19 protein-coding genes and 1 pseudogene are annotated in these 24,629 nt (G+C 57.7%); 8 read left to right on the plus strand and 12 right to left on the minus strand.

Features of this window, described 5'->3' with window-relative positions:
- Positions 1–4 precede the first annotated feature (4 nt).
- The 5 genes and pseudogenes from CFT65_RS07285 to CFT65_RS19225 all read left to right on the plus strand — a co-directional run bounded on the left by CFT65_RS07285 (position 5) and on the right by CFT65_RS19225 (position 4,024).
- The gene (locus CFT65_RS07285; protein ID WP_088827351.1) at positions 5–880 is read left to right on the plus strand and encodes a branched-chain amino acid ABC transporter permease; all 876 of its coding nucleotides are present in this window, start codon (positions 5–7) and stop codon (positions 878–880) included.
- Entirely contained in the window at positions 880–1,887 is a 1,008-nt protein-coding gene (locus CFT65_RS07290; RefSeq protein WP_088827353.1) for a branched-chain amino acid ABC transporter permease, read from the plus strand. Before CFT65_RS07285 ends, CFT65_RS07290 begins: the two co-directional genes overlap by 1 nt.
- Complete coding sequence (locus CFT65_RS07295; RefSeq protein WP_088827355.1) at positions 1,884–2,642, plus strand: ABC transporter ATP-binding protein; 759 nt, start codon at positions 1,884–1,886, stop codon at positions 2,640–2,642. Before CFT65_RS07290 ends, CFT65_RS07295 begins: the two co-directional genes overlap by 4 nt.
- Before the next feature lie 38 nt (positions 2,643–2,680).
- Positions 2,681–3,109: pseudogene (locus tag CFT65_RS19220) on the plus strand (hemerythrin domain-containing protein); the annotation flags it as partial.
- Positions 3,110–3,319: 210 nt separating this feature from the next.
- A complete protein-coding gene (locus tag CFT65_RS19225) occupies positions 3,320–4,024 on the plus strand; it encodes an ABC transporter ATP-binding protein (protein WP_064228284.1) in 705 nt (234 codons plus the stop codon).
- 121 nt (positions 4,025–4,145) lie between these two features.
- Here CFT65_RS19225 and paaZ read toward each other — a convergent pair whose 3' ends face one another.
- The 11 genes from paaZ to paaG form a co-directional block, all read right to left on the minus strand.
- Positions 4,146–6,191 carry a phenylacetic acid degradation bifunctional protein PaaZ gene (gene paaZ / locus CFT65_RS07305; protein WP_088827359.1) on the minus strand — a complete coding sequence of 682 codons (2,046 nt, stop codon included), beginning with the start codon at positions 6,189–6,191 and terminating at the stop codon, positions 4,146–4,148.
- Between the two features lie 87 nt (positions 6,192–6,278).
- Positions 6,279–7,358 (minus strand): 1,2-phenylacetyl-CoA epoxidase subunit PaaE, encoded by a 1,080-nt coding sequence (paaE, locus tag CFT65_RS07310; protein ID WP_088827360.1) that lies wholly within the window; start codon positions 7,356–7,358, stop codon positions 6,279–6,281.
- Between the two features lie 13 nt (positions 7,359–7,371).
- Entirely contained in the window at positions 7,372–7,941 is a 570-nt protein-coding gene (gene paaD / locus CFT65_RS07315; protein ID WP_069182870.1) for a 1,2-phenylacetyl-CoA epoxidase subunit PaaD, read from the minus strand.
- Positions 7,925–8,689: a 1,2-phenylacetyl-CoA epoxidase subunit PaaC gene (paaC, locus tag CFT65_RS07320; protein ID WP_088827362.1), complete on the minus strand. Its 765-nt coding sequence runs from the start codon at positions 8,687–8,689 to the stop codon at positions 7,925–7,927. The genes paaD and paaC overlap by 17 nt, the downstream gene beginning before the upstream one ends.
- Before the next feature lie 12 nt (positions 8,690–8,701).
- Positions 8,702–8,983, minus strand: a complete 282-nt coding sequence (gene paaB / locus CFT65_RS07325; protein WP_088827364.1) for a 1,2-phenylacetyl-CoA epoxidase subunit PaaB — start codon at positions 8,981–8,983, stop codon at positions 8,702–8,704.
- A gap of 17 nt (positions 8,984–9,000) precedes the next feature.
- Positions 9,001–9,993, minus strand: a complete 993-nt coding sequence (paaA, locus tag CFT65_RS07330) for a 1,2-phenylacetyl-CoA epoxidase subunit PaaA (RefSeq protein ID WP_088827366.1) — start codon at positions 9,991–9,993, stop codon at positions 9,001–9,003.
- Positions 9,994–10,322: 329 nt separating this feature from the next.
- The gene (gene paaK, locus CFT65_RS07335; protein ID WP_088827368.1) at positions 10,323–11,633 is read right to left on the minus strand and encodes a phenylacetate--CoA ligase PaaK; all 1,311 of its coding nucleotides are present in this window, start codon (positions 11,631–11,633) and stop codon (positions 10,323–10,325) included.
- A 60-nt stretch (positions 11,634–11,693) separates the two neighbouring features.
- Positions 11,694–12,941 carry a 3-oxoadipyl-CoA thiolase gene (pcaF, locus tag CFT65_RS07340; protein WP_088827369.1) on the minus strand — a complete coding sequence of 416 codons (1,248 nt, stop codon included), beginning with the start codon at positions 12,939–12,941 and terminating at the stop codon, positions 11,694–11,696.
- Positions 12,938–13,384: a hydroxyphenylacetyl-CoA thioesterase PaaI gene (paaI, locus tag CFT65_RS07345; RefSeq protein ID WP_088827371.1), complete on the minus strand. Its 447-nt coding sequence runs from the start codon at positions 13,382–13,384 to the stop codon at positions 12,938–12,940. Before paaI ends, pcaF begins: the two co-directional genes overlap by 4 nt.
- Complete coding sequence (gene paaH, locus CFT65_RS07350; protein WP_088827374.1) at positions 13,381–14,901, minus strand: 3-hydroxyacyl-CoA dehydrogenase PaaH; 1,521 nt, start codon at positions 14,899–14,901, stop codon at positions 13,381–13,383. The genes paaI and paaH overlap by 4 nt, the downstream gene beginning before the upstream one ends.
- Positions 14,902–14,904: 3 nt before the next feature.
- Positions 14,905–15,696: a 2-(1,2-epoxy-1,2-dihydrophenyl)acetyl-CoA isomerase PaaG gene (gene paaG / locus CFT65_RS07355; protein ID WP_088827376.1), complete on the minus strand. Its 792-nt coding sequence runs from the start codon at positions 15,694–15,696 to the stop codon at positions 14,905–14,907.
- 384 nt (positions 15,697–16,080) lie between these two features.
- Here paaG and paaY point away from each other — a divergent pair, with 384 nt between their 5' ends.
- Positions 16,081–16,680, plus strand: coding sequence for a phenylacetic acid degradation protein PaaY (gene paaY, locus CFT65_RS07360; protein WP_088827378.1), 600 nt, complete (start codon positions 16,081–16,083; stop codon positions 16,678–16,680).
- Positions 16,681–16,709: 29 nt separating this feature from the next.
- Here paaY and CFT65_RS07365 read toward each other — a convergent pair whose 3' ends face one another.
- Positions 16,710–17,162 carry an Lrp/AsnC ligand binding domain-containing protein gene (locus CFT65_RS07365; RefSeq protein ID WP_088827380.1) on the minus strand — a complete coding sequence of 151 codons (453 nt, stop codon included), beginning with the start codon at positions 17,160–17,162 and terminating at the stop codon, positions 16,710–16,712.
- A gap of 159 nt (positions 17,163–17,321) precedes the next feature.
- Between CFT65_RS07365 and CFT65_RS07370 the strand changes: the two genes are divergently transcribed.
- Positions 17,322–20,816 (plus strand): NAD-glutamate dehydrogenase, encoded by a 3,495-nt coding sequence (locus tag CFT65_RS07370; protein WP_088827382.1) that lies wholly within the window; start codon positions 17,322–17,324, stop codon positions 20,814–20,816.
- A gap of 170 nt (positions 20,817–20,986) precedes the next feature.
- Positions 20,987–24,616, plus strand: coding sequence for a bifunctional proline dehydrogenase/L-glutamate gamma-semialdehyde dehydrogenase PutA (gene putA / locus CFT65_RS07375; RefSeq protein WP_088827384.1), 3,630 nt, complete (start codon positions 20,987–20,989; stop codon positions 24,614–24,616).
- Positions 24,617–24,629: the final 13 nt, after the last annotated feature.

The following is a 24,629-nucleotide window of genomic DNA, read 5'->3' on the forward strand; positions in this document are numbered from 1 at the left end:
CGCTATGCTCGCAGAATTCTTACAGTACCTGTTCACCGGGATTACTATCGGTGCGACTTACGCCCTGATAGCCCTCGGCTTTACCCTCATCTATAACGCCAGTCACGTCATCAACTTCGCCCAGGGCGAGTTTTTGATGATTGGAGGCATGGCTACGGTTTCGCTTACGGCCATGGGCGTGCCCATGATCCTGGCGGTCGTGTTGGCTGTCATTCTGGCCGGCATTCTTGGCGTCGCCCTGCAGCGGTTCGCGATTGCACCTGCCAAGCAGGCGGATGTCGTTACCCTGATCATTATAACTATCGGCGCGTCGATCTTTATCCGCGGTATTGCCCAGGTTGTCTGGGGTAAGGAATACCATGTGATGCAGAATTTCAGCACAGACCAGCCTATTGAAGTTTTCGGAGCGGTGCTGAACAGCCAGAGCCTGTGGGTTCTCGGTATTGGCGCGATCCTGGTGGTCGGCCTGGTTCTGTTCTTTACCAGGACACTGATTGGTAAGGCTATCCTGGCTACATCCATGAACAAGGAAGCGGCGCGTCTTGTAGGTATCCGAACGCAGATGGTTCTGATGCTGGCGTTTATGGTCTCGGCACTGTTGGGCTCTGTAGCCGGTATTGTGGTGGCCCCGATCACGTTCACGTCCTACGACATCGGCATTATTCTCGGGCTGAAAGGCTTTGTGGCGGCTGCTATTGGCGGCCTTGGTAGCGGTGTTGGTGCGGTTGTCGGTGGTCTGTCGCTGGGTATCGTTGAAGCCATGGCCGCCGGCTACATTTCATCGGACTATAAGGATGCCGTGGCATTCTCGATGATCCTGCTGGTGCTGTTCTTCATGCCCCGCGGATTGTTTGGGGCCAAGGTAGTGGAGCGCGTCTGATGTTGAATACGTTTATGCAGTCGCGCCTCCGGGGGCTGGTATTCCTCGCCCTTATTCTCATTATTCTTCCCGCCTTTCTGGGCAACCCGTTCCACTATGAACTGGTTACGCAGATGGCGATCATTGCCGCTACAGTGGTTGGCCTGAACCTCCTGGTAGGCTTTGCCGGCCAGATCAGCTTGGGTCATGCCGGCTTCTTCGGTCTCGGAGCTTATTTTACCGGCATAGCTACCGGTACTTATGGCTGGTCTTCGGTACCCGCTCTGGTGGTGGGTGCCATCGTTGTGGGCGCTATTGCCTGGATTGTCGGCCGGCCGATTCTGCGCCTGAAAGGCCACTACCTTTCCATGGCGACCCTGGCCGTTGGCTTTATTATTGCCATTATCCTGAACAACGAGCGTGCACTGACGGGCGGGCCAGACGGTATGCCGGTGCCGGCCTTCGAGGTGTTTGGCTGGGAACTGAGCGCTTTTGGTAGCTATTCGCTGTTCGGTATCACGATCGAAGGCTTCCAGGCCTGGTATATCTTCGCCAGCGTGGTGCTTCTGGTGGCAGTCTGGTTTGCCTTGAACCTCATCGAATCGCCGATTGGTCGGGCACTGCGCTCGGTTCACGGTTCGGAAGTGGCTGCCAGTGTTGTCGGTGTGAACACCGCGAAATACAAAAGCCTGGTGTTCGTGATCTCGGCGATCTACGCCAGCCTGATGGGCAGTCTTTACGCCCACTTCCAGGGCTTCATTACGCCTGCGGTAGCAAGCTTCGAATTCTCTATTCTCTTCATCACCATGGTTGTACTGGGTGGCATGGGCTCTACCTTCGGTGTGATTCTCGGTGCCGTGGTGCTAAAGCTTTTGCCCCAGGTTCTGGCGGATTTCCAGGAGCTGGAGCATGTCATGTTCGGCCTGATCCTGATGCTCACCATGATTTTTATGCCCAAGGGCCTATTGCCCACACTGACCGCGTTTGTGTCCAAAAAAATGCGCAAGAAAGCAGGAGGTGAGGCATGACAGCGCTGGTCGAAGTAAAGGGGCTGGATAAAGCCTTCGGTGGTGTGCATGCGGTGGAAGGCGTCAGCTTTTCGGTTGAAGCCGGTCAGGTCTATTCTGTTATCGGCCCCAATGGCGCCGGCAAGACAACGCTGTTCAACCTGATCACCGGGCTTTATACGCCGACCAAAGGCGAGATCATGCTGAACGGTGAGAGTACCGCAAAACTGGAACCGAATGATCTGGCAGAGCGGGGTATGTGCCGCACGTTCCAGCAGATGCAGATCTGCATGAACATGACCGCCATCGAAAACGTGATGCTGGGCCGGCACCTGCAGCTCAAAAGCAGCCTGTTTACCACCCTGTTCCGTTTGCCTTCCCTGCGTCGCAACGAAGCTGCGGCCCGGAAGCGCGCTGCCGAGCTGATGGAATACGTGGGCTGTGGTGACTACCTTGATGCCGAAGCGTCGGCGATGTCCTATGGCGCGCTCAAGCGCCTGGAGATTGCCAGGGCATTGGCCGCCGAACCCAAGGTTATCCTTCTGGACGAGCCGGCCGCCGGTTTGAACGCGGTTGAAACCGCGGCCCTTGAGGAACTGATCCGGAAAATTGCGGATCAGGGCACCACGGTAATGCTGGTTGAGCACGACATGAAACTGGTGATGGGGATATCCGACCGGTTACTGGTGCTTAACTACGGCCGTGTTCTGGCTGAAGGGACCCCTGAGGAAATTCGCCAGAACCCGGATGTTATCGCCGCCTATCTGGGTGGCTGAGCAAGGAGACATTTCACATGACCGAGCAAAATACTGAAATGGCGCCTGCCCAGTCACGCAGTGAGCAGGCCGTAAGGATTATTGTTCATGAGCACCAGGCGCTGTGGCGGATTCTGGATCTGCTGGACCAGTTGCTGAGTGATATGAACCTTAACGATCAGCGCCCGGATGAGAGGCTACTGAAGACCATTTTTGATTACATTCAGCACTTCTCCCAGCGGGTGCATAGCACGCCCACTGACATTGAGCTCTACAAACGGCTCGGTGAGAAGTCTCCTGAGACAGCGCCTCTGCTGGAAAAGCTGGCCAAGGGCTATGTTATCGGTCATGAAAAGCTGGTGGAGTTGCGCCAGTTGTTGGCTGAGTGCGAAGAAGGCTGGCCGAAAGGGCGCGAGGAATTCAGTCACGCCCTGGCGCGTTTCACGGAAGCCTTGCGCAAACACATTCGCAAGGAAGAGGGTGTGGTTATTCCAAGGGCCCGCAAACTCCTGACCGAGGAAGACTGGCAGCAGATCATTGAAGCGCGGGATGTCGAAAACGATCCGCTGTTCGGTGAACGGGTCCGGGAGGAATTCCGGGAGCTGCGGCACCAGATTGTCAGCTACACCCCGGAGAAATTCGGCGGTCTTGGCCTGAAGCACGCGGACCGGGTGACTGCGCCTCACGCCAAAGAGGAAATGCTGTCTATCAAGGGGCTGGTGACGTCCTACGGCCAGATTGAAGTTCTGCATGATGTGGACATTCACATCAACAGCGGCGAGATCGTGTCACTCGTAGGCGCCAATGGCGCTGGCAAATCGACGCTGTTGATGACCATCTCGGGTCTTCAGCCTACAGACCGCGGTGCCATCACCTTCGAAGGCAAGGATCTGTCAAAGATCAGTGCCGATCAGCGGGTGGCTGACGGGATTGTTCAGGTGCCTGAAGGCCGGCAGGTGTTCAAGGATCTCAGTGTGCATGACAACCTGCTGCTGGGCGCCTACACCCGGGGTAAAACGCCCGAGGTGATGGACGATCTGGAGCGCATGTACACCAAGTTCCCGATCTTACGCCAGAAGCGGCATAATCTGGCTGGCGAGCTATCCGGTGGTCAGCAGCAGATGCTGGCGATGGGTCGTGCTCTTATGGCCAAGCCAAGGCTCTTGCTTCTGGACGAGCCGAGCATGGGGCTGGCGCCGTTGATCATTGAAGAGATCTTCAACATCGTCAAAGAGCTCAAGGAAGAGGGTATTACCATATTCCTGGTGGAGCAGAATGCTTCTCAGGCACTGGCGCTGGCGGATCGCGGCTATGTGCTGGAGACTGGCAAGGTGGTGATTGAAGGGACCGGACGTGAGCTGCTCAGCAATGAGAAAGTGCGGGAAGCCTACCTGGGCATGTAAGCGCCCGGGTTTTTCCTTGCACCAATAAAAGGGGGACAGGTCTTGCGACCTGTCCCCCTTTTATTTGCCTGACGCTTTCTCCCTGGGGTCCAAGACAGGGAGAAAGCAGGGAAGCCCGGAGTTACTCGGGCTTCTTGGCAACCAGTGTCAGGATGTCGTAGCTCGCAACCATTTCGTCGTTCTGGTTGTGAACCTGAACATCCCAGACCACGACACCTTGCGGGTGTCCGTCCGGAGATGTCCGACCCTGATCGATCTTGCGCTTGCAGGTCAGACGCGCCCGGATGGTGTCTCCCGGGGCAACCGGTTCAATGAAACGCAGGGTGTCCAGACCGTAGTTCGCCAGCACCGGACCTTCGCCCGGATAGACGAACAGACCGGCCGCCGCGGAAAGCACGAAATAGCCGTGGGCAATACGCTTGCCGAACTGGGAGTCCCGCGCTGCGATTTCATCAAAGTGCATGTAGAAATGATCACCGGACAGGCAGCCGAAGTTGACGATGTCTGCTTCGGTAACTGTGCGTCGATGAGTCAGCAACGATTCGTTGATCTGCAGGTCTTCGAAGTGGCGACGGAACGGATGCACATCGGTTTCGATGAGATTGGCACCGCGCACGTATTCGCGGGTGACCGCAGCCAGCATGCTCGGGGAGCCCTGGATCGCGGTGCGCTGCAGGTAATGATGTACGGCACGAATACCGCCCAGTTCTTCACCACCACCGGCGCGACCGGGGCCGCCGTGCTTGAGCATGGGCAGGGGCGAGCCGTGACCGGTGGATTCCTTCGCCGCTTCGGCATCCAGCAGATGCAGACGGCCGTGGAAGGCGGCCAGTAGTGGGGCGACCTTGCCGGCAATGGCGGGGTCACGGGTGGTCAGGGTAGTCACCAGGGAACCACGGCCTTTGGAACACAACTCAACGGCATCGTCGATGGTGTCGTAAGGGATTACGGTGGCTACCGGGCCAAAGGCCTCGATATCGTGGGCACCACAGCCGTTTTCCGGGTTTCGGCACAGCAGCAGGTGCGGCTCAATGAAGGCGCCTTTCTCGGTGCCATCGCCGGTAGCCTTGAAGTTGCCTTCGCCACCCACCACCAGCTCGCTGGTCTTGAGCAGTTCCTGGATGTTGGCTTTTACATCTTCCAGCTGGTCGATGGAAGCCAGTGCACCCATGCGAACGCCTTCAGCAGAAGGATCGCCCACGGTGATCTTCGACAGCCGCTCTTTCAGCTTGTCGCAGACCGCGTTTACCTGATCTTTCTGGACCAGGACACGACGGATGGCGGTACACTTCTGACCGGCCTTGGCAGTCATCTCACGCCCTACTTCCTTCACGAAGATATCGAATTCTTCGTGCTCGGGGGTCACGTCCGGGGCGAGGATTGCGCTGTTCAGGGAGTCTGCTTCGGCGTTGAACGGAATCGAACGGTTGATAATGTTCGGGTGATTACGCAGCTTCCGCGCAGTGGCGGCGGAGCCGGTAAAGGTCACCACGTCCTGCTCTTCCAGGTGGTCGAACAGGTCGCCGGTGCTGCCGATGATCAGCTGCAGGCTGCCCTCGGGAAGCGCGCCGGATTCCTGCATCAGGCGAACGGCCAGTTCGGTCACATAACAGGTAGACGTGGCCGGTTTCACGATGGATGGCATGCCCGCCAGGAATGTAGGTGCAAACTTCTCCAGCATGCCCCACACCGGAAAGTTGTAGGCATCAATGTGAACTGCCACGCCACCACGGGGCACCAGGATATGGGTGCCTGCAAAGTGGTTGTTCTTGCCCAGCGGAGTTACCGGACCCTCGTGAACGACATTGCCGGAAGGCAGCTCGCGCCGGCCCATGCTGGCATAGGAGAACAGGGTGCCAAAGCCGCCATCGATATCGATGCCGTTATCGCCCTTGGTGGAACCGGTATGCATCGACAGGGCGTAAAGTTCTTTCTTGTGTTCCTGGAGGTACATCGCCATGGCTTTCAGCGCGAGGGCGCGCTCCTGGAAATCCATGGCCATCAGGTTTTTACCGCCAACCTTGCGGCCATACTCGACGGCGTTCTTGAAATCGAGGGTGTCGTCGTGGGTTTGGGCAACGATCTCGCCGTTCACCGCGCTGGGCAGGGCCTTGGCGGGCTTTTCACCGACCCACTGGCCGGCAATGAAACTTTTCAGGACTGACATGGGAAACTCCATTCGTTTCTGAAACGCGAAGGCAAGTCCCGCTGCTGCGGGACTTGCCTTGCTCTTATCTTGATTTGGGGATGGAAACTACATTTCGTCGTAGTCCAGAACCACCTTGTCGCTGATCGGGTAGCACTGGCAGGAAAGCACGTATCCGGCTTCCACCTCGTAGTCTTCCAGAGCAAAGTTCTGGTCCATCTCAACCTCGCCTTCCACTACTTTGGCGCGGCATGTTGAGCAGACACCAGCCTTGCACGAGTACGGCAGATCAGCGCCTTCTTCGTTTCCGGCATCCAGAATGCTCTTGGTGTCACGCACCAGCGGGAAGGTCAGGGAACGGCCGTCGGCAATAACAGTCACTTCGCTGACGGACTTCGGATCCACATGGGCGGGGTCACGGTCTTTCCGTGCCTGGGGCACGCCACCGACCGGCGTAAACAGCTCGAAATGGATTCGGTTTTTTTCCATACCGTGGCGAAGCAGCGAGTCTCTGACGTCCTCTGTCATTAATTGCGGACCACAGATAAAAGCAGCTGTGAGTTCCTTGGCATTGATCCAGTGGTCAAACAGGGCGTCACACTTTTCGTGATCCAGGCGCCCGTTGTACAAGTCAATGTCCTGCTCTTCGCGAGTGAAGATATACACCAGGTTCAGGCGAGACATGTACTCGTTCTTCAGGTCCTGAAGCTCGTCACGGAACATGGTGCTGCTGGTGGCCTTGTTGCCATAGAACAGGGTGACTTCACTCTTGGGTTCGGTCTCCAGAGTCGTCTTCACGATTGAGAGGATGGGAGTGATACCACTGCCAGCGGCAACGGCCAGGTAATTGCCTTCACGCTCGGGGTCCAGATCAATGGAAAAATGGCCCTGCGGCGGCATGACTTCCAGAGTCTGGCCGGGCTTGAGCTGCTCGTTGGCAAAGGTGGAGAAGCGACCCCCCGGAACCTGTTTGACGGCGATGCGAAGCTCCTGATCGTTGACACTGCGGCAGATCGAGTAGGAGCGGCGAACTTCCTCGCCATCCAGCTTGGTGCGCACGATAAGGTGCTGCCCCTGCTGGTAGTGAAACTTGTCTGCCAGATCTTCCGGCACGTCAAAAGCAAGTGATACGGCGTTTCTTGTTTCAGGTCTGACCTCTTTGAGGGTCAGTGAGTAAAATTTGTTCATGATCGTATCGGCTCTAGATGCATTTGAAATAGTCGAAGGGCTCGAGGCATTCCTTGCAACGATAAAGGGCTTTGCAGGCGGTGGATCCGAACTCGCTGACCCGTTCGGTGTCTTTGCTGCCGCAATGAGGGCATGCAATGACTTCCGGTTCTCCGAGCAGGCTCATTTTGCTGGAGCTGCCCTCGGGTGGCGCGATACCGAATGCCCGAAGCTTTTCTTTGCCTTCGTCTGTGATCCAGTCGGTGGTCCAGGCAGGGGTCAGCACCTGATTGATTTTTGGATCCCGGAAGCCCGCAGCACGCAAGGCTTCAGCAATCAGCTCTTCAATCAGTTCGGTGGCCGGGCACCCGGAGTAGGTCGGGGTCACATCAATGGACAGTTCTTTGCCGTCCCAGTGAACCGCCCGGACAATGCCGAGCTCCACGACACTGACTGCCGGCACTTCAGGGTCTTTGACCTCTTCAAGAAGTGCCCAGATGTCGTCCTCTGTCAGCAGATCGGGGCGGGCATTTGCCGGCACCCGATCACTGGCAATCAGAATGTCGACAGCTGACCGGCTGTCTGAATCACCATGTTGTGGCATCGGGATAGGCCCTCTGCAGGAACTGCATTTCTGCCAGAATGAAACCGAGGTGTTCGGTGTGCTCGCCGTGCTTGCCGCCCATGTACATCCAGGCGTCTTCGGCGCCCGGTGTCAGGGTGGCCTGGGTGAGTACCTCGTTGACCATGCCACGCCAGTCTTTGGCGAGCTGGTCCGGATCCGGGCCAATGCCCGCCTCGGCCATCACGCGATCAGTGTCGTCCGGAGTTATAAGTTCGCCGGTAAAGCGCCAGAGGATATCGACAGCCTCCTGCATCCGGCCGTGGCTTTCTTCAGTGCCATCGCCCAGACGCTTCACCCACTCCGAGGAACGACGCAAGTGATAAGTCGCCTCTTTCAGAGCCTTGGCGGCGATGCCGGCAATGCGCTCGTCGCTGGATTCGGTCAGGCTCTTGAGCGTGAAATAGTGGTACACGTCGAAGAAGAACTGACGGCCCATAGTGACGGCGTAATCCTCGTTGGGCTGCTCGGTGAGCAGCAGGTTACGGTAGTCTTGGGCGTCGCGACGGAATGCCAGCTTGTCGGCGTCGCGGCCATCGTCGATCAGCTCGGCTGCGTACTCGTACCAGTTACGGGCCTGGCCGACGAGGTCGAGGGCAACGTTCATCAGTGCCATCTCTTCCTCAAGTGCCGGAGCCTTGCCGCACAGTTCGCACAGGCGCTGCCCCAGGATCATGTCGGAATCTGCCAGGCGCAGCAGGTATTCCTTTAATGCTTCTGCTTGTGTCATGGGTAACGCTCCTTACATGTGTCCGACTTCATCGGGCAGCTTGTAGAAGGAAGCGTGCCGGTAAACCTTGTCTTCCGACGGATCGAAAAGCACTTCCTTCTCGTCGGATGCGGACGCCGTGATGGTGTCGGAGGGAACCACCCAGATACTCACGCCTTCGCTGCGGCGTGTATACAGATCACGGGCGTTTTCCATGGCCATTTCGGCGTCAGAGGCATGCACGCTGCCCACATGTTTGTGGTTCAGGCCGTGCTTGGACCGTACAAAGACTTCGTAAAGGCGCCATTCAGACATGTTGTATTCCTCCGATATCAGGCGGCTTGCGCGCGCTGTTTTTGTTTTTCGGCATAGGCGACTGCCGCTTCACGGACCCAGGCGCCTTCATCAATTGCGTTCTTGCGAGTTTTGATACGCTCGCGGTTGCACGGACCGTTGCCCTTGAGAACGTCATAGAATTCCTGCCAGTTGATTTCGCCGAAATCGTAGTGGCCGGTTTCTTCGTTGTACTTCAGATCCGGATCCGGCGCGGTGCAGCCAAGGAACTCAAGCTGCGGCACGGTTTGATCAATGAACATCTGGCGCAGTTCGTCGTTGCTCTTGCGCTTGATCTTCCACGCCATGGATTGCTGGGAGTTCGGGGACTCGTCATCGTGCGGTCCGAACATCATCAGGGCCGGCCACCACAAACGGTTAATAGCGTCCTGCACCATGGCTTTCTGCTCTTCGGTGCCTTCACGCATCATGTCCAGCAGGATCTGGTAACCCTGACGCTGGTGGAAGCTTTCTTCCTTACAGATGCGGATCATGGCGCGGGAGTAGGGGCCATAGGAGGTGCGCTGCAGCACCACCTGGTTAACGATGGCGGCGCCATCCACCAGCCAGCCAACAGCGCCCATATCGGCCCAGTTCAGGGTCGGATAGTTAAAGATGCTGGAATATTTGGCCTTTCCCTGATGCAGCTTCTCGATCTCTTCGTCACGGTCAGCACCCAGAGTTTCCATGGCGCTGTATAGGTACAGGCCGTGGCCCGCTTCGTCCTGAATCTTGGCCATCAACTGGAGTTTGCGCTTGAGAGTAGGCGCGCGGGTTACCCAGTTGCCTTCCGGCAGCATGCCAACCACTTCGGAGTGAGCGTGCTGCGAAATCTGGCGAACCAGGGTCTTCCGGTAGCCTTCCGGCATCCAGTTTTTGGGTTCGATTTTGGTTTCGGCGTCGACCTTTTCCTGAAACTCGCGCTCTTCGGGCGACATTTCTTCTTTGGTCTTCAGGCGCTTGGCGCCGGTTTCAACGAGCTGGGCGTACATAAACAAATACCTCCGGATCGGGCTTGTTGTTCTGTTGTCCGTGAACAGAGAGCCCTCAGTAAAGACTGAAGGCCATTAACTCCATATTATATGATACTGAATAAATATCAAGAACTGTCTTTGTGTGTCATGTTATATCTAAAAGCTTCCTTATAGGATCTTATAGTGCTGATTTTCATAATAAAAAAAGTGATACGTGAGAAAAGGCTATTGAGATCAGCAAACGGAAAGCAATTTTAAATCGGTGATTACAGGGGCTTGCGGGTGGGCAAAAGGTGCGAGAGTCAGCGGCATCCGCTGCCGTCTGACTCTCTGCCGGTCGGTCGGATTTACTTGTTACGGCGGTCAAATACCCGCTTGGCCTTGCCTTCCGAGCGCGCGAGGCGATTGGTTTCGACCACCTCTACACGGGTACTGATGCCGATGTAGGACTTGATGTGGTGAGTCAGTTCCTTGGCTGCCGCGGCACGACTTTCAGGGGTATCAGTTGCGCCCGGTTTCAGTTCGGCACGGATGTCCACACAGTCCAGGTTGCCATCCTTGTAAACCTCGATCTCGTAGTGAGGCGCCAGCGCGTCGCATTTCAGCACCTGCTCCTCGATCTGGCTCGGGAACACGTTGACGCCGCGAATGATCAGCATGTCGTCGCTGCGGCCGGTAATTTTGTCAATCCGGCGCATCGGGCGCGCTGTGCCCGGGAGCAGGCGGGTGAGGTCGCGGGTGCGGTAGCGCAGAATCGGCAGGGCCACCTTGGTTAATGATGTGAAGACCAGCTCACCGTATTCACCGTCAGGCAGCACTTCGCCGGTTTCCGGGTTGATGATTTCCGGATAGAAGTGATCTTCCCAGATGGTCGGGCCATCTTTGGTTTCAATGCATTCCATGCCCACGCCCGGCCCCATCACTTCCGACAGGCCGTAGATATCGAGGGCCTCGATGCCCAGGCGCTCCTCGATCTCTGATCGCATGGCGTTGGTCCATGGCTCTGCGCCGAAGATGCCCAGGCGAAGGGGCAGTTTGTGGGGATCGATGCCCTGACGTTCCATTTCGTCGGCGATGTTCAGCATGTAGGACGGTGTGACCATGATGATGTCCGGCTCGAAGTCCTTGATCAGCTGGACCTGTTTCTCGGTCTGGCCGCCGGACATAGGAATAACGGTACATCCCAGGCGCTCGGCACCATAGTGGGCGCCAAGACCACCGGTGAACAGACCGTAGCCGTAGGCCACATGGACCTTGTCGCCACGGGAGCCGCCACCGGCCCGGATGGAGCGAGCCACAATGTCGGCCCAGGTGTGAATGTCACTCTGGGTGTAGCCCACAACGGTGGGTTTGCCGGTGGTACCACTGGACGCATGAACCCGGACCACGTCGGACATCGGCGTGGCGAACATGCCAAACGGATAGTTGTCGCGCAGATCCGCCTTGGTGGTGAACGGAACCTTGGCCAAATCATCCAGGGAATTGATGTCCATTGGCTTCAGGCCAATATCATCGAACGCTTTGCGATAGAAAGGCACGTTGGTATAGGCATGGACAACACTCCAGCGCAGGCGCTGCAGCTGTTCGTGACGCAGCTCATCGATGCTGGCGGTTTCCATGCGGTCAAGTTTGCCAAGTTTTTGCAGTGGTAAGGTCATGGTTCTATCCTGCGTTGTTCTTGTCGAGTAATGGTCTTTGTTCTGTTCCGGTCGGTGGCCTCAGGCCACCGAATCCGTCCGTTCAATAATCAGCGCGATCCCCTGGCCAACGCCGATGCACATGGTGCACAGGGCATACTGGGCTTTTTGGCCCGCGGCATGGCGGCGTTCCAGTTCGTTCAGGGCCGTGGTCACCAGCCGGGCACCGCTCATGCCCAGAGGGTGGCCCAGGGCGATGGCGCCACCGTTCGGGTTCACGTGCCCGGCGTCATCTGGCAGACCCAGGTCCCGGGTTACGGCGAGGGCCTGGGCTGCGAAGGCTTCATTCAGCTCAATCACATCCATATCGGCCAGCTCCAGGCCGGCAGTAGCCAGAACCTTGCGGGTCGCCGGTGCCGGGCCAAAGCCCATGATCCGTGGCTCCACACCGGCGGTTGACATGGCAACAATCCGGGCGCGGGGCTTGAGGTTGTACTGTTTGAGGGCGTCAGCTCCGGCCAGCAGCAGGGCACAGGCCCCGTCATTGACACCGGACGCATTGCCCGCAGTCACCGTACCGTCTTCGCGGAACGGGGTCGGCAGCGAGGCCAGCTTTTCAAGGCTGGTTTCACGGGGGTGCTCATCGGTATCCACCACCAGCGGGTCCTGCTTGCGACGGGGAATGGTCACCGGTGTGATTTCAGCGGCCAGTCGGCCTTCTTTCTGCGCTGCCGCGGTGCGTTGCTGACTGCGCAGGGCGAACGCGTCCTGGTCTTCCCGGGAGACGTTGAAATCGGCTGCCACGTTCTCGGCTGTCTCGGGCATGGAATCAATGCCGTACTGCTTTTTCAGTACCGGGTTTACAAAGCGCCAGCCGATGGTGGTGTCAAAAATCTCCGCCTTGCGGCTGAATGCAGACTCGGCCTTGCCCATAACGAAGGGAGCCCGTGACATGGATTCGACGCCGCCGGCAATCATCAGCCGGGTCTCGCCAGTGCGAATTGCGCGGGCTGCACTGCCAATCGCATCCATACCGGAACCGCACAGGCGGTTGATGGTGCTGCCCGGGACGTCTACCGGCAGGCCTGCCAGCAGCAGGGACATGCGGGCAACGTCGCGATTGTCTTCACCGGCCTGATTGGCGCAGCCGTAGAGCACGTCGTCAACTTTCGACCAGTCCAGATCCGGATGACGTTCGGTCAGCGCCTTGATGGGAATGGCGCCCAGGTCATCTGCACGCACGGCGGAAAGGGCGCCGCCGTAACGACCGATGGGGGTGCGGATGGCATCGACGATGTAGGCGTCTTTAAGGGTATTGTCGGTGCTCATGCAGTTTCCTCCGAATTGCGTACGGTGCCACGAACCTCGTAGGAACGGCCCCGGAACAGGGCAACCTTGCGGCCATCCTGATTGGTTAATGTGATGTCGTAGACGCCGGTGCGACCGCCGCGGGCCTGCTCTTCGGCGGTGGCAGTCAGCTGGTCGCCTTCTTTGGCGCCGTACATGTAATCAATGCTGCAGCCGGAGGCAACGGTGGCCCGGTCATAGCTGTTACAGGCAAAGGCAAAGGCCGAATCGGCCAGGGTGAACAGGTAGCCGCCGTGGCAGGAACCGTGGCCCTGGATCATGTCGCCGGTTACGGTCATGGTGATGACCGCCTTGCCCGGGGCGACAGATTCAATGTTCATGCCCAGCTTCTGGCTGGCGCGGTCCCGCGCGAACATGGCTTTCGCGCATTCTTCGGCGAGTAATTGCGGATCCATCTCGCTCATGAATAGAACCCCTTCTGTGCAAATGCGTTCTTCCGGAGCAGCAAGGCAGGGCGATAGCGGTCTTCTGCGTAGCTGTTCTGGATGTTGGTCAGCACGGTGAAAACGTGCCCCGCACCAAGCCGGTCACTCCAGCTCAGGGGGCCGTCGGGATAGTTCAGGCCGGCTTTCATGGCCAGATCGATATCCGCAATGGTCGCTACACCGTGAAGGGCTGCGTCGGCCGCCTCATTGGCCAGCATGGCTACGGTACGCATGATGACCAGGCCGGGGCGGTCGGCGATAAGGCTGACTTCAATACCTGCTTTTTGCAGTAAAGCACAGGCACAGGAAACCGCTGCTTCAGATGCCTGATCAGCTGGCGCCAGGGCAAGCCTGCTTGCTTTGCTGTAGTCAAAAGCCAGGTCAAAAAGCACCAGGTTGGCGACGCCCTCGCTGGCAGCGCGCTCGGTGGCCATTCGCCCATCAGTGAGTGCCATTACCGCATCACCGAAGCGAATCTGGCCCGGCCCGTCGCGCTCGATAATGGTCAGGCCGGCTGCTTTCAGTCGATCCAGCAGCGGGGCGGCGACGCCTGGATTGCCTTCGGCAATGACCGCGGTCTCATCCGATTGATGAGCTGGTTCGGTTTGTGGCTGAGGCTTTTCCGTGTCCTCTCCATAGGGGTAGAAACCCTGGCCGCTCTTGCGACCCAGGCGACCGGCTTCCACCAGTTCTTTCTGGATCAGCGACGGCAGAAAGCGCGGATCCTGATAATAGGAATTGAAGACGGAGTTGGTCACGGCGTAGTTGACATCGTGTCCGATCAGGTCGGTCAGTTCGAATGCGCCCATCCGGAACTGGCCGGCTTCGCGAATGATGGCGTCCAGTGTGGCGGCATCGGTGGCCTGTTCCTGCAGCAGGCGTAGGCTTTCCGCGTAGAACGGACGGGCCACACGGTTCACAATAAAGCCGGGAGTCGACGTCGCATACACCGGCTTCTTGCCCCAGGCAGTGGCCGTCGCGTGAACGTTATCGGCAACGGTTTTGCTGGTCGCAAGCCCCATGACGACTTCGACCAGCGCCATCAGCGGTGCCGGATTGAAGAAGTGCATGCCCACCAGGCGCTCAGGTTTCTTCATCTCAGCGCCGAGGGCGGTGACAGAAATGGACGAGGTATTGGTGGCGAGAATCGCATCCCCGGCACACAGATCTTCCAGGTTGGCCAGCAGCTGGCGCTTGATCTGCAGGTCTTCGATGATGGCCTCAATCACAAGTCCGGCGTCGGCAACTTCGTCGAGATTCGCCACCGGCTGAATCCGGCCGATAACCGCGTCCAGTTCCTGTTGCTCCAATTTGCCCTTGTCGACACGACGCTGAAGCTGTTTGGCGATGCCATTGCGGCCTGCCTCAGCCGCACCCTCTCTCTGGTCGTGCAGGTAAACCTGATGGCCTGCCTGGGCGGCCACCTGGGCAATGCCGGAGCCCATGGCTCCGGCGCCAACGACGGCAACTTTGGTTTGAGTATCCAGTGCCGGCATGGCTTATTTCCCCTTGAAGTTCGGCGTGCGTTTTTCCATGAAGGCGGCAACGCCTTCGCGGTAGTCCTCGGTCTGACCGGCCATGCGCTGAAGATCACGCTCCAGGTTGATCTGATCCTCGAAGGTATTGCTGGCGCTGGCGTGCAGCGCCCGCTTGATCAGCGCAAGGCCCTTGGTGGGTTGGGTAGCGAAATGGCGGGCAAGTTTCATGGTTTCTTCCATGAGCTGCTCGTTATCGACACAGCGCCAGATCATGCCCCAGCTCTCTGCCTGCTCGGCACTGATCTTGTCGCCCAGAAGCGCCATGCCTTTGGCCCGCGCCATGCCAGCCACGCGGGGCAAGGTCCAGGTGCCGCCGGAATCGGGGACCAGGCCGAGCTTGCAGAAAGCCTGAACGAAATTGGCTGACCGGGCTGCGAGAGTAATGTCGCAGGCCAGGGCGATATTGGCGCCGGCGCCTGCCGCTACACCGTTAACGGCGCACAGCACGGGCATCGGAAGATCCCGAAGGCTGCGCATCAGCGGGTTGTAGTAGTTCTCCAGGGAAGCACCCAGGTCCGGCATTTCCTGATCCGGGGATACGCTGCGGTCGGAAAGATCCTGCCCCGCGCAAAAGCCCCGGCCAGAACCGGTAATGACCAGCACACGGACAGACTCATCCTTGCGCACGGTGCTGATGGCATCGCGCATGCGTTCGTGCATTTCAACATTGAAACTGTTCAGGTTGTCCGGACGGTTCAGGGTAAGCAGAGCCACGCCCTGATCGATTTCAAGAAGAATGCTCGGCTGAGTCATGGCGTTGTTGTCCTGTTGTTTGTTGTAGGGGATAGCGTGAAAGGTGTCCTTGCTCGGCACGGTGCTATCGATCGTGGAAAATGAGTATATCTTAGAATTGATACTCGTCAAGGATTGTGCTGGCTTGGTTTTGTATCACTTTAGTCGGGCATCATAGCGTGGCATTTCTATATCTCTGAAAAATCGATAAAAATTTATCGGGGCTCAGGAGTTGGCCGGGCAATGGAGGCGAATTACGCATCTGAAACGGCTGTCAGGGTGTGAAAAAACTCCCGGAAAAGGATAATGTGATACAGAAAATGAATCACAATTACTTTTAGGGTCCCACGTTTCGGTCCGGCCTATAGCCGATCGCTTCCGGCCCGCGCCAACCAGGAGATCGCTATGCCCAGCTACAGTATAGAAGGCGTTGTTCCCGTCGTTCACCCGTCCGCCTATGTTCACCCCACTGCGGTTCTCATCGGCGATGTCTGGATTGGGCCGGATTGCTACGTCGGGCCAGCGGCTTCGTTACGAGCCGATTTCGGGCGAATCGTTCTCAAGCAGGGCTCCAATGTCCAGGATACCTGCGTGATGCATGCCTTCCCGGGAATGGACACGGTCGTCGAGAAGAATGGCCATGTTGGGCACGGGGCGATTCTGCACGGCTGCATCGTTGGTGAGGATGCCATGGTAGGCATGAATGCGGTGGTGATGGACGAAGCCCATATTGCGCCTCGTTCCATTGTCGGCGCCTGCGCCTTCGTAAAAGCAAAATTCACCTGTGAGCCTGGCTCGCTGATCGTTGGCTCACCGGCCAAGGTAATGCGGATGCTGAGCGACAAGGAGATTGCGTGGAAGAAAAAGGGCACTGAAGAATACCAGCGACTGACGCTTCGGTCGCTCGCCAGCCTGCAGGAAGTTCAACCACTGGCGGAAGATGAGCCTGATCGGGCGCGTGTGGATGCAAGCGGCTATAAGCCAAAGTACGAGCAATCCGAGTGACAACTGGCGCCGGGTTGTAAGGTTCTCCTCTACAAGCCGGCGTCCTTGACGTTCTCCATGACCACAAAGGTGCTGGTCTGCAGTACATGGGGCAGGGCCGAAATCTCCTCACCCAGAACCTGCCGGTATTCCTGCATGTTGCGGGTTCTGACTTTCAGCAGATAATCGAAGTTGCCGGCAATCATGTGGCATTGCTCCACCGCCGAGACACTCTGGACGGCTTTGTTGAAGGCGGTGAGCGCGCCGCTGCTGGTGTCGTTCAATGTTACCTGGGCAAAGGCAATGTGGCTGAGCCCCAGTTTGGTCTGATTCACCAGGGCGGTGTACCCGGTTATAAATCCATGCTCTTCAAGGCGGCGCATCCGCACTTGGCACGGGGTTTTGGAAAGGCCTACCCGGGACGCAAGCTCGGTTACCGTGATCCGGGAGTTTTTCTGAAGCTCGCGGATAATTGATTGGTCTATTCGATCCAATTCGGCCATGTTGTTGGTTCCAGCTTAAATTAACGGCTAAATCATATGGTAAATATAATCGAAACTCCTCTAATCGGAAACTATATGGTCTAAGTGACTTTCTGGCCTTGCGTATACTGGTAGTTACATCAGCCCACTGTGAACGTATACCAAGTCCGGAGAGTTCCGATGACCGATTCCCGCGCATTACAAAAACAAACCCTGCTGGAACAGCTTGCCGATGTCCTCCAGAACCAGTCGTCTGACAACGACGACTCCCTCGAACTTCGGGAGATCGTGGCGAGAATGGTGGAGGAATCCCGATCGTGGGACGATGACCTGCATGGCGAACTGGTTCAGAGCTTCGGCGAATCTATTGGTGGTCGCTACGCCCAGGTGTTCAGCGGCGGATTCCCCTCTGCCTACCGGGCAAGATTCCCGGTTTCCGAAGCCCTCGCCGATATAGAACAGATCCAGTCCATCGCGGTAAGCACCGATGTTCCCATGCGCTTTTACCAGCCCCGGGATCCAGCCGAGACCGGATTCCACTTCAAACTGTACAGTGAAGGCCAGCCGGTTGTTCTGTCAGACGTCATCCCGATTCTGGAAAACCTGGGAATGCGGGTTCTGGGTGAGCATCCCTACCGGGTCCGTCGCCGGGACGGCGAAACCTTCGGAGTCAGCGATTTTACCGTAGAGCTCCACGATCGGTGCCGGGCGGCTGATCTGGAAACTGCCAGACCGTTGATTCAGTCGGCGTTCCGGGAAATCTGGAACGGCTTTGCCGAAAACGACGATTTTAACCAGCTGATCATGCTGTGCGGCCTCGGCTGGCGCGAAGTGGCGTTGATCAGGGCCTATGCCCGCTACATCAAGCAGCTTCGATTCGGTTTCAGTCAGCCCTTCATCGCAGAAACACTGGCACGCCATCCGGATATTACCTCGCGGCTCGTTGCCTTCTTCTTCAGCCGTTTCGAGCCGGATATAAAGGGACGGAAAGGGAAGAGCGAAAAGTTGGAGACAGAGCTTCGTGATTCCCTCGAAGCAGTGGCGAGCCTGGACGACGATCGTATTCTCCGGCGGTTCTTTATGATCATCCGGGCGACTCTCCGAACCAACTATTTTCAGACCCGCGAAGATGGCGGATTTGCCTCGTACCTGTCTCTCAAGCTGGATTCGTCGTTGATTCCCGATATCCCGCGCCCGAGTCCGAAGTTCGAGATTTTCGTATACTCGCCCCGGATTGAAGGCGTGCACCTGCGCTCAGGGCCGGTCGCCAGAGGCGGGCTTCGCTGGTCTGACCGGATCGAGGATTACCGCACGGAGATTCTTGGTCTGGTGAAAGCCCAGCAGGTGAAGAACTCGGTCATCGTGCCCGCAGGCGCAAAGGGCGGCTTCGTGGTAAAGCAGCCGCCACGGGATGGGGCACGGGAGGCTCTGAGGGAAGAGGGTGTTGCCTGCTATCAGACCTTCATCCGGGGGCTGTTGGATATCACGGATAACCTTGATGACGGCCAGGTGGTGCCCCCGGAAAATGTGGTTCGATATGACGGTGATGACACCTACCTGGTGGTCGCCGCTGATAAAGGTACGGCCACGTTTTCCGATATAGCGAACACACTGGCCGCAGAGTACCGCTTCTGGCTGGGTGATGCTTTTGCCTCCGGTGGCAGTGAGGGTTATGACCACAAGAAAATGGGGATTACCGCCAGGGGCGCCTGGGAGTCGGTCAAACGGCATTTCCTCGAGAAAGGCACGGATACCCAGACGGATGAATTCACCGTGGTCGGCATCGGTGATATGGGTGGCGATGTGTTTGGTAACGGCATGCTGCTTTCGGAGCGGATTCGCCTGGTCGGCGCGTTCAACCACCAGCACATTTTTGTGGATCCCGATCCAGATGCCGCGGCATCGTTTCGTGAGCGACAGCGACTGTTCAACCAGCCCGGTTCTTCCTGGGCCGATTATGATACCGCGCTTATCAGCGATGGCGGCGGGGTGTTCTCGCGTTCCATGAAATCCATTCCGGTGTCTGCGCAAATGCGAAAGGCGCTGGGCATAAAGGCCCGGACCCTGTCGCCGGCGGATCTGATCAGTGCTCTGCTGAAAGCGCCTGTGGACATGCTGTGGAATGGGGGTATTGGCACCTATGTGAAAGCGCCCTCAGAGTCCCATGAAGACGTGGGTGACAAGACCAACGATGCGCTTCGAATCGACAGTAACGAGCTGCGCTGCAAGGCACTGGGGGAGGGCGGCAACCTAGGTGTCACCCAGAAGGCCCGGATCGACTTCGCCCGTCGCGGCGGTTCCGTGAACAGCGATTTTATTGACAATGCCGGTGGCGTCGACTGTTCGGACCACGAGGTGAACATCAAGATCCTGCTTAACGATCTGGTGCATCGACAGCTGATGTCGCTTCCGGAGCGGAACCGAATGCTCAGAGCCATGACCCCGGAAGTGGCTGAGCTGGTGCTGCGCAACAACTATCGGCAGGCCATGGCGCTCAGCCTCGCCCAGAATCCGGCGGTTGCCACTGCAGACCAGTATGACCGGCTGATCCGCAGGCTTGAAGCTGGAGGCAAGCTGGACCGCGGTCTTGAATTTCTGCCTTCTGACGAGGAACTGCAGGCCCGCCGGGAATATGGCGGTGGGCTGACCCGGCCGGAGCTGGCGGTTCTGGTTTCCTACGCAAAAATTGAACTGAAGCAGGCCCTGGTCGCATCTCCAATCGTGCATGACACGCGCTTTAACTCGGCGCTGCACTCGGCTTTTCCTGCCTCGCTGCTGACCGCTTTTCCGGAAGCGGTCGAGTCTCATCCCCTTCGGGCTGAAATCTCGGCCACACAGATTGCCAACGATATGGTCAACCGCGTGGGCATTACCTGGTTCGACCGTATTCGTAGTTCCACGGGGGCAGATGCCGGCCGGATTGCTGCGGCTTACCTGATCTCCCTGCGAATTCATGACGTAGACGCCCATTGGGAGGCCATAGAATCGCTGGATGGCAAAATCAGTGCAGGTGTTCAGGCGGAATTGTTCGCCGACGCTATTCGACTGGTCACCCGCAGTACCAGTTGGCTGTTGCAAAACCGCCGGCAGGCGTTGGACCCGGTTTCCTGTATTGACCACTACCGGGCGCCATTGGCCGATGTTCTGGCCTCGAAAAGCCGCCTCGAATCGGTGATTCCTGCAAGTCGGTGGTATGAACGCTATGCTGAATACTGTGAGTGGATGGTTCCCGAGGATTTATCGGCCTGGTGCGCCTCCGCGGAAAGCCGCTACTGGCTGATGGACATGGTTGAGATCGCTCGCCAGCTGGATGAAGACCTTGAGTCGGTAGCGTGGGTGTATTTCACCCTTGGTGAGAGTCTGAATCTGACCTGGTTGGACCGTCAGATGCGGGCGTTCCGGGCGAATGGACACTGGCAGGTGTTGGCGACCATTCACTTCAGGGACGAGCTGGATCATCAGTTGCGGAATCTCACATTCAGTGTGTTGTCCGAGCCCGTGGCTCGCAATGGAACGCCGGAAAAGCGTCTCGAGGCCTGGCGCGAGGACAAACGCATGTTGCTCGGGCGTTGGGAGAGGATGTTGAACGACATGCAGGCCGGTAATGAGGTGGATTGCGCTGTTTTCTCAGTAGCTCATGGAGTCCTCAGAGAGCTGGCATTGAAAGTCGCATAGCAGGATGAGGGCAGGCAAAGTGCCCGTAAATTACGATTTACGGAGAAAAATATTAAATTTTGATTATCTAAAAAAGTCGTAATGGCGGGCCTGTCTGTATTTTATAGAGAAATAGTCTTTGTTGATCTCGGTAGAATGCCGGAGAGACAAACAACTAAGAGGGTACAACTATGAGACCGCAGCAATCACAGACGCCCGAGCTTGTCGATAGCCGGCAGGCGATTCGTGATTATTATCTCGCTGACGAGCACAAGGTGATCCACGAGATGATTGCTGGTGCCCAGTTGTCCCAGGCTGAGCGCGACGCTATCTCTGCTCGCGCGGCCGAACTGGTGCGCAGCGTTCGCAAGAATGCCAAGTCCACCATCATGGAAAAATTCCTGGCTGAGTATGGTCTGACCACCAAAGAAGGTGTCGCCCTGATGTGTCTGGCGGAGGCGCTGTTGCGGGTGCCTGACAATACGACCATCCATGAACTGATCGAAGACAAGATCACCTCCGGTGCCTGGGCTACCCACGTGGGCAAGGCGTCGTCTGGCCTGATCAACACGGCCACGGTCGCCCTGCTGATGACCAGCAACCTGCTGAAGGACTCCGAGCGCAATACCGTGGGCGAAACCCTGCGCAAGCTGCTCAAGCGCTTTGGCGAGCCTGTCATCCGCACTGTTGCCGGCCAGGCCATGAAAGAAATGGGTCGCCAGTTTGTTCTGGGCCGCGATATCGACGAAGCCCAGGATGAAGCCGAAGACTACATGGCGAAGGGTTATACCTATTCTTACGACATGCTGGGCGAAGCCGCCCGCACCGATGATGATGCCAAGCGTTATTACGACTCCTATTCCAATGCCATCGACAGCATTGCCAAGGCGAGCAAGGGCGATGTGCGCAAGAACCCGGGCATTTCGGTCAAGCTCTCGGCCCTGCTGGCCCGTTACGAGTACGGCAACAAAGAGCGTGTGATGAACGAGCTGCTGCCCCGGGCCCGCGAACTGGTGAAAAAGGCCGCGGCTGCGAACATGGGCTTCAACATCGACGCCGAGGAGCAGGATCGTCTGGATCTTTCTCTGGATGTGATTGAAGCACTGGTTTCAGATCCCGAGCTTGCCAACTGGGATGGCTTTGGCGTTGTGGTCCAGGCCTACGGCAAGCGTTCATCGTTCGTTATTGACTGGCTCTACGGCCTGGCTGAAAAATACGATCGCAAGTTCATGGTGCGGCTGGTGAAAGGCGCCTACTGGGATGCCGAAATCAAGCGTGCCCAGGTCATGGGTCTGGACGGCTTCCCGGTGTTCACCCGCAAGGCCTGCAGTGACGTGTCGTTTCTGTCCTGCGCCACCAAGCTGTTGAACATGACGAACCGGATTTACCCGCAATTTGCCACCCATAACGCCCACTCGGTTTCTTCCATTCTGGAAATGGCGAAGACCAAAGGCGTGGACAACTACGAGTTCCAGCGCCTGCACGGCATGGGTGAGTCCCTGCACAACGAGGTTTTGAAAGTGAGTGGCGTGCCCTGCCGGATTTATGCGCCTGTCGGTCCACACAAGGATCTGCTGGCGTACCTGGTGCGTCGACTGCTCGAGAACGGTGCCAACAGTTCCTTCGTGAACCAGATCGTGGACACCAGCATCACCCCCGAGGAGATTGCCAAGGATCCGATTGTCAGTGTTGAGCAAATGGGTAAAGACATTTCCAGCAAGGCAATCGTTCATCCGTTCAAACTGTTTGGCGATCAGCGTCGCAACTCCAAAGGCTGGGATATTACCGACCCGGTAACCGTCAATGAAATCGAAAAGGGTCGCGGCGCCTATAAGGATTATCGCTGGAAAGGCGGTCCTGTGATTGCCGGTGAGGTTGCCGGCACCGAAGTGCAAGTGGTGCGTAACCCGGCCGATCCGGACGATCTGGTTGGCCACGTAACCCAGGCCTCCGATGCCGATATGGACACTGCCATTACCGCGGCAGCGGCTGCGTTCAATAGCTGGTCTGAGAAATCCGCTGAAGAGCGCGCAGCGTGCGTTCGTAAGGTCGGCGACCTGTACGAGGAGAACTACGAAGAGCTGTTCGCCCTTACCACCCGTGAAGCGGGTAAATCCCTGCTGGATGCGGTGGCGGAGATCCGTGAGGCGGTCGATTTCTCCCAGTATTACGCCAACGAGGCCATTCGTTATAAAGACAGTGGCGATGCCCGCGGCGTGATGTGTTGTATTTCGCCCTGGAACTTCCCGCTGGCGATTTTTACCGGGCAGATTCTGGCGAATCTGGCTGCAGGCAACACCGTGGTGGCCAAACCGGCCGAGCAGACATCTCTGCTCGCAATCCGCGCTGTGGAACTGATGCATCAGGCTGGTATCCCGAAGGATGTCATCCAGTTGGTGCCGGGTACCGGCGCCACCGTGGGTGCGGCTCTGACCTCTGATTCGCGGGTTAGTGGCGTGTGCTTCACCGGCTCTACCGCGACTGCCCAGCGCATCAACAAGGTGATGACCGAGAATATGGCGCCGGACGCGCCGCTGGTGGCAGAGACCGGCGGCCTGAATGCGATGATCGTGGATTCCACGGCATTGCCGGAGCAGGTTGTCCGTGACGTGTTGGCTTCTTCGTTCCAGAGCGCCGGTCAGCGGTGTTCAGCCCTGCGCATGCTCTATGTGCAGAGAGACATTGCCGATGGCCTTCTGGAAATGCTCTACGGTGCAATGGAAGAACTCGGCATCGGTGATCCCTGGTTGCTGTCCACGGACGTGGGCCCGGTGATTGACGAGAATGCCCGCAAGAAGATCGTGGACCACTGCGAGAAGTTCGAGCGCAACGGTAAGCTGCTGAAGAAAATGGAGGTTCCCGAGAAAGGGTTGTTTGTTTCTCCGGCGGTTCTCAGCGTCAGCGGTATTGAAGAGCTTGAAGAGGAGATCTTCGGGCCGGTACTGCATGTGGCAACGTTTGAGGCGAAGAACATCGATAAGGTGGTGGACGATATTAATGCCAAGGGCTACGGTCTGACGTTTGGTATCCATAGCCGTGTTGATCGCCGGGTTGAGCGCATTGCCAGCCGGATCAAGGTCGGCAACACTTATGTAAACCGTAACCAGATCGGCGCAATCGTGGGCTCCCAGCCCTTTGGTGGCGAGGGCCTCTCCGGCACCGGCCCCAAGGCTGGCGGTCCTCAGTATGTTCGTCGATTCCTGAAAGGTGACACGGTCGAGCGTGAGGCGGATTCCAGTGTCAGGACAGTGGATGCGAAGCAGCTGCAGAAGCTGATTGGCCAGCTGGACAAACTGAAGGCGCCCAAGCCTGAAGCCCGTATGGAGGCCATCAAGCCCATCTTCGATGATGTTCCAGCGCCGCTGGATGCCCACGCGGAAGAGCTGCCCGGGCCAACGGGTGAGACCAACCGCCTGTCCAACCACGCTCGTGGTGTGGTGCTGTGTCTGGGGCCGGATAAGCAAACCGCCCTGGAGCAGGCCGGTACCGCATTGTCACAGGGCAACAAGGTAGTGGTGATTGCGCCAGGTGTTCAGGACACCGTGGACCAGGCCGTGAAGGCAGGACTGCCGATTACCGGAGTGGAGGGTCTGCTGGAGCCAGAAGCACTGGCTACGGTGGATGGTTTCGAAGCAGTGGTTAGCTGTGGCGTTCAGTCGCTGCTCAAGGAATACCGTGAGGCGCTGGCCAGGCGTGATGGCGCCTTGCTGCCGCTGATTACAGAGCACACCCTGGATCAGCGTTTTGTGATCGAACGTCACCTGTGCGTCGACACAACCGCAGCGGGCGGTAACGCCAGCCTGATTGCCGCCTCCGAATAATCGGCGGCAATCG

This window comes from Marinobacter sp. es.048, from assembly GCF_900188435.1.
Classification (GTDB): domain Bacteria; phylum Pseudomonadota; class Gammaproteobacteria; order Pseudomonadales; family Oleiphilaceae; genus Marinobacter.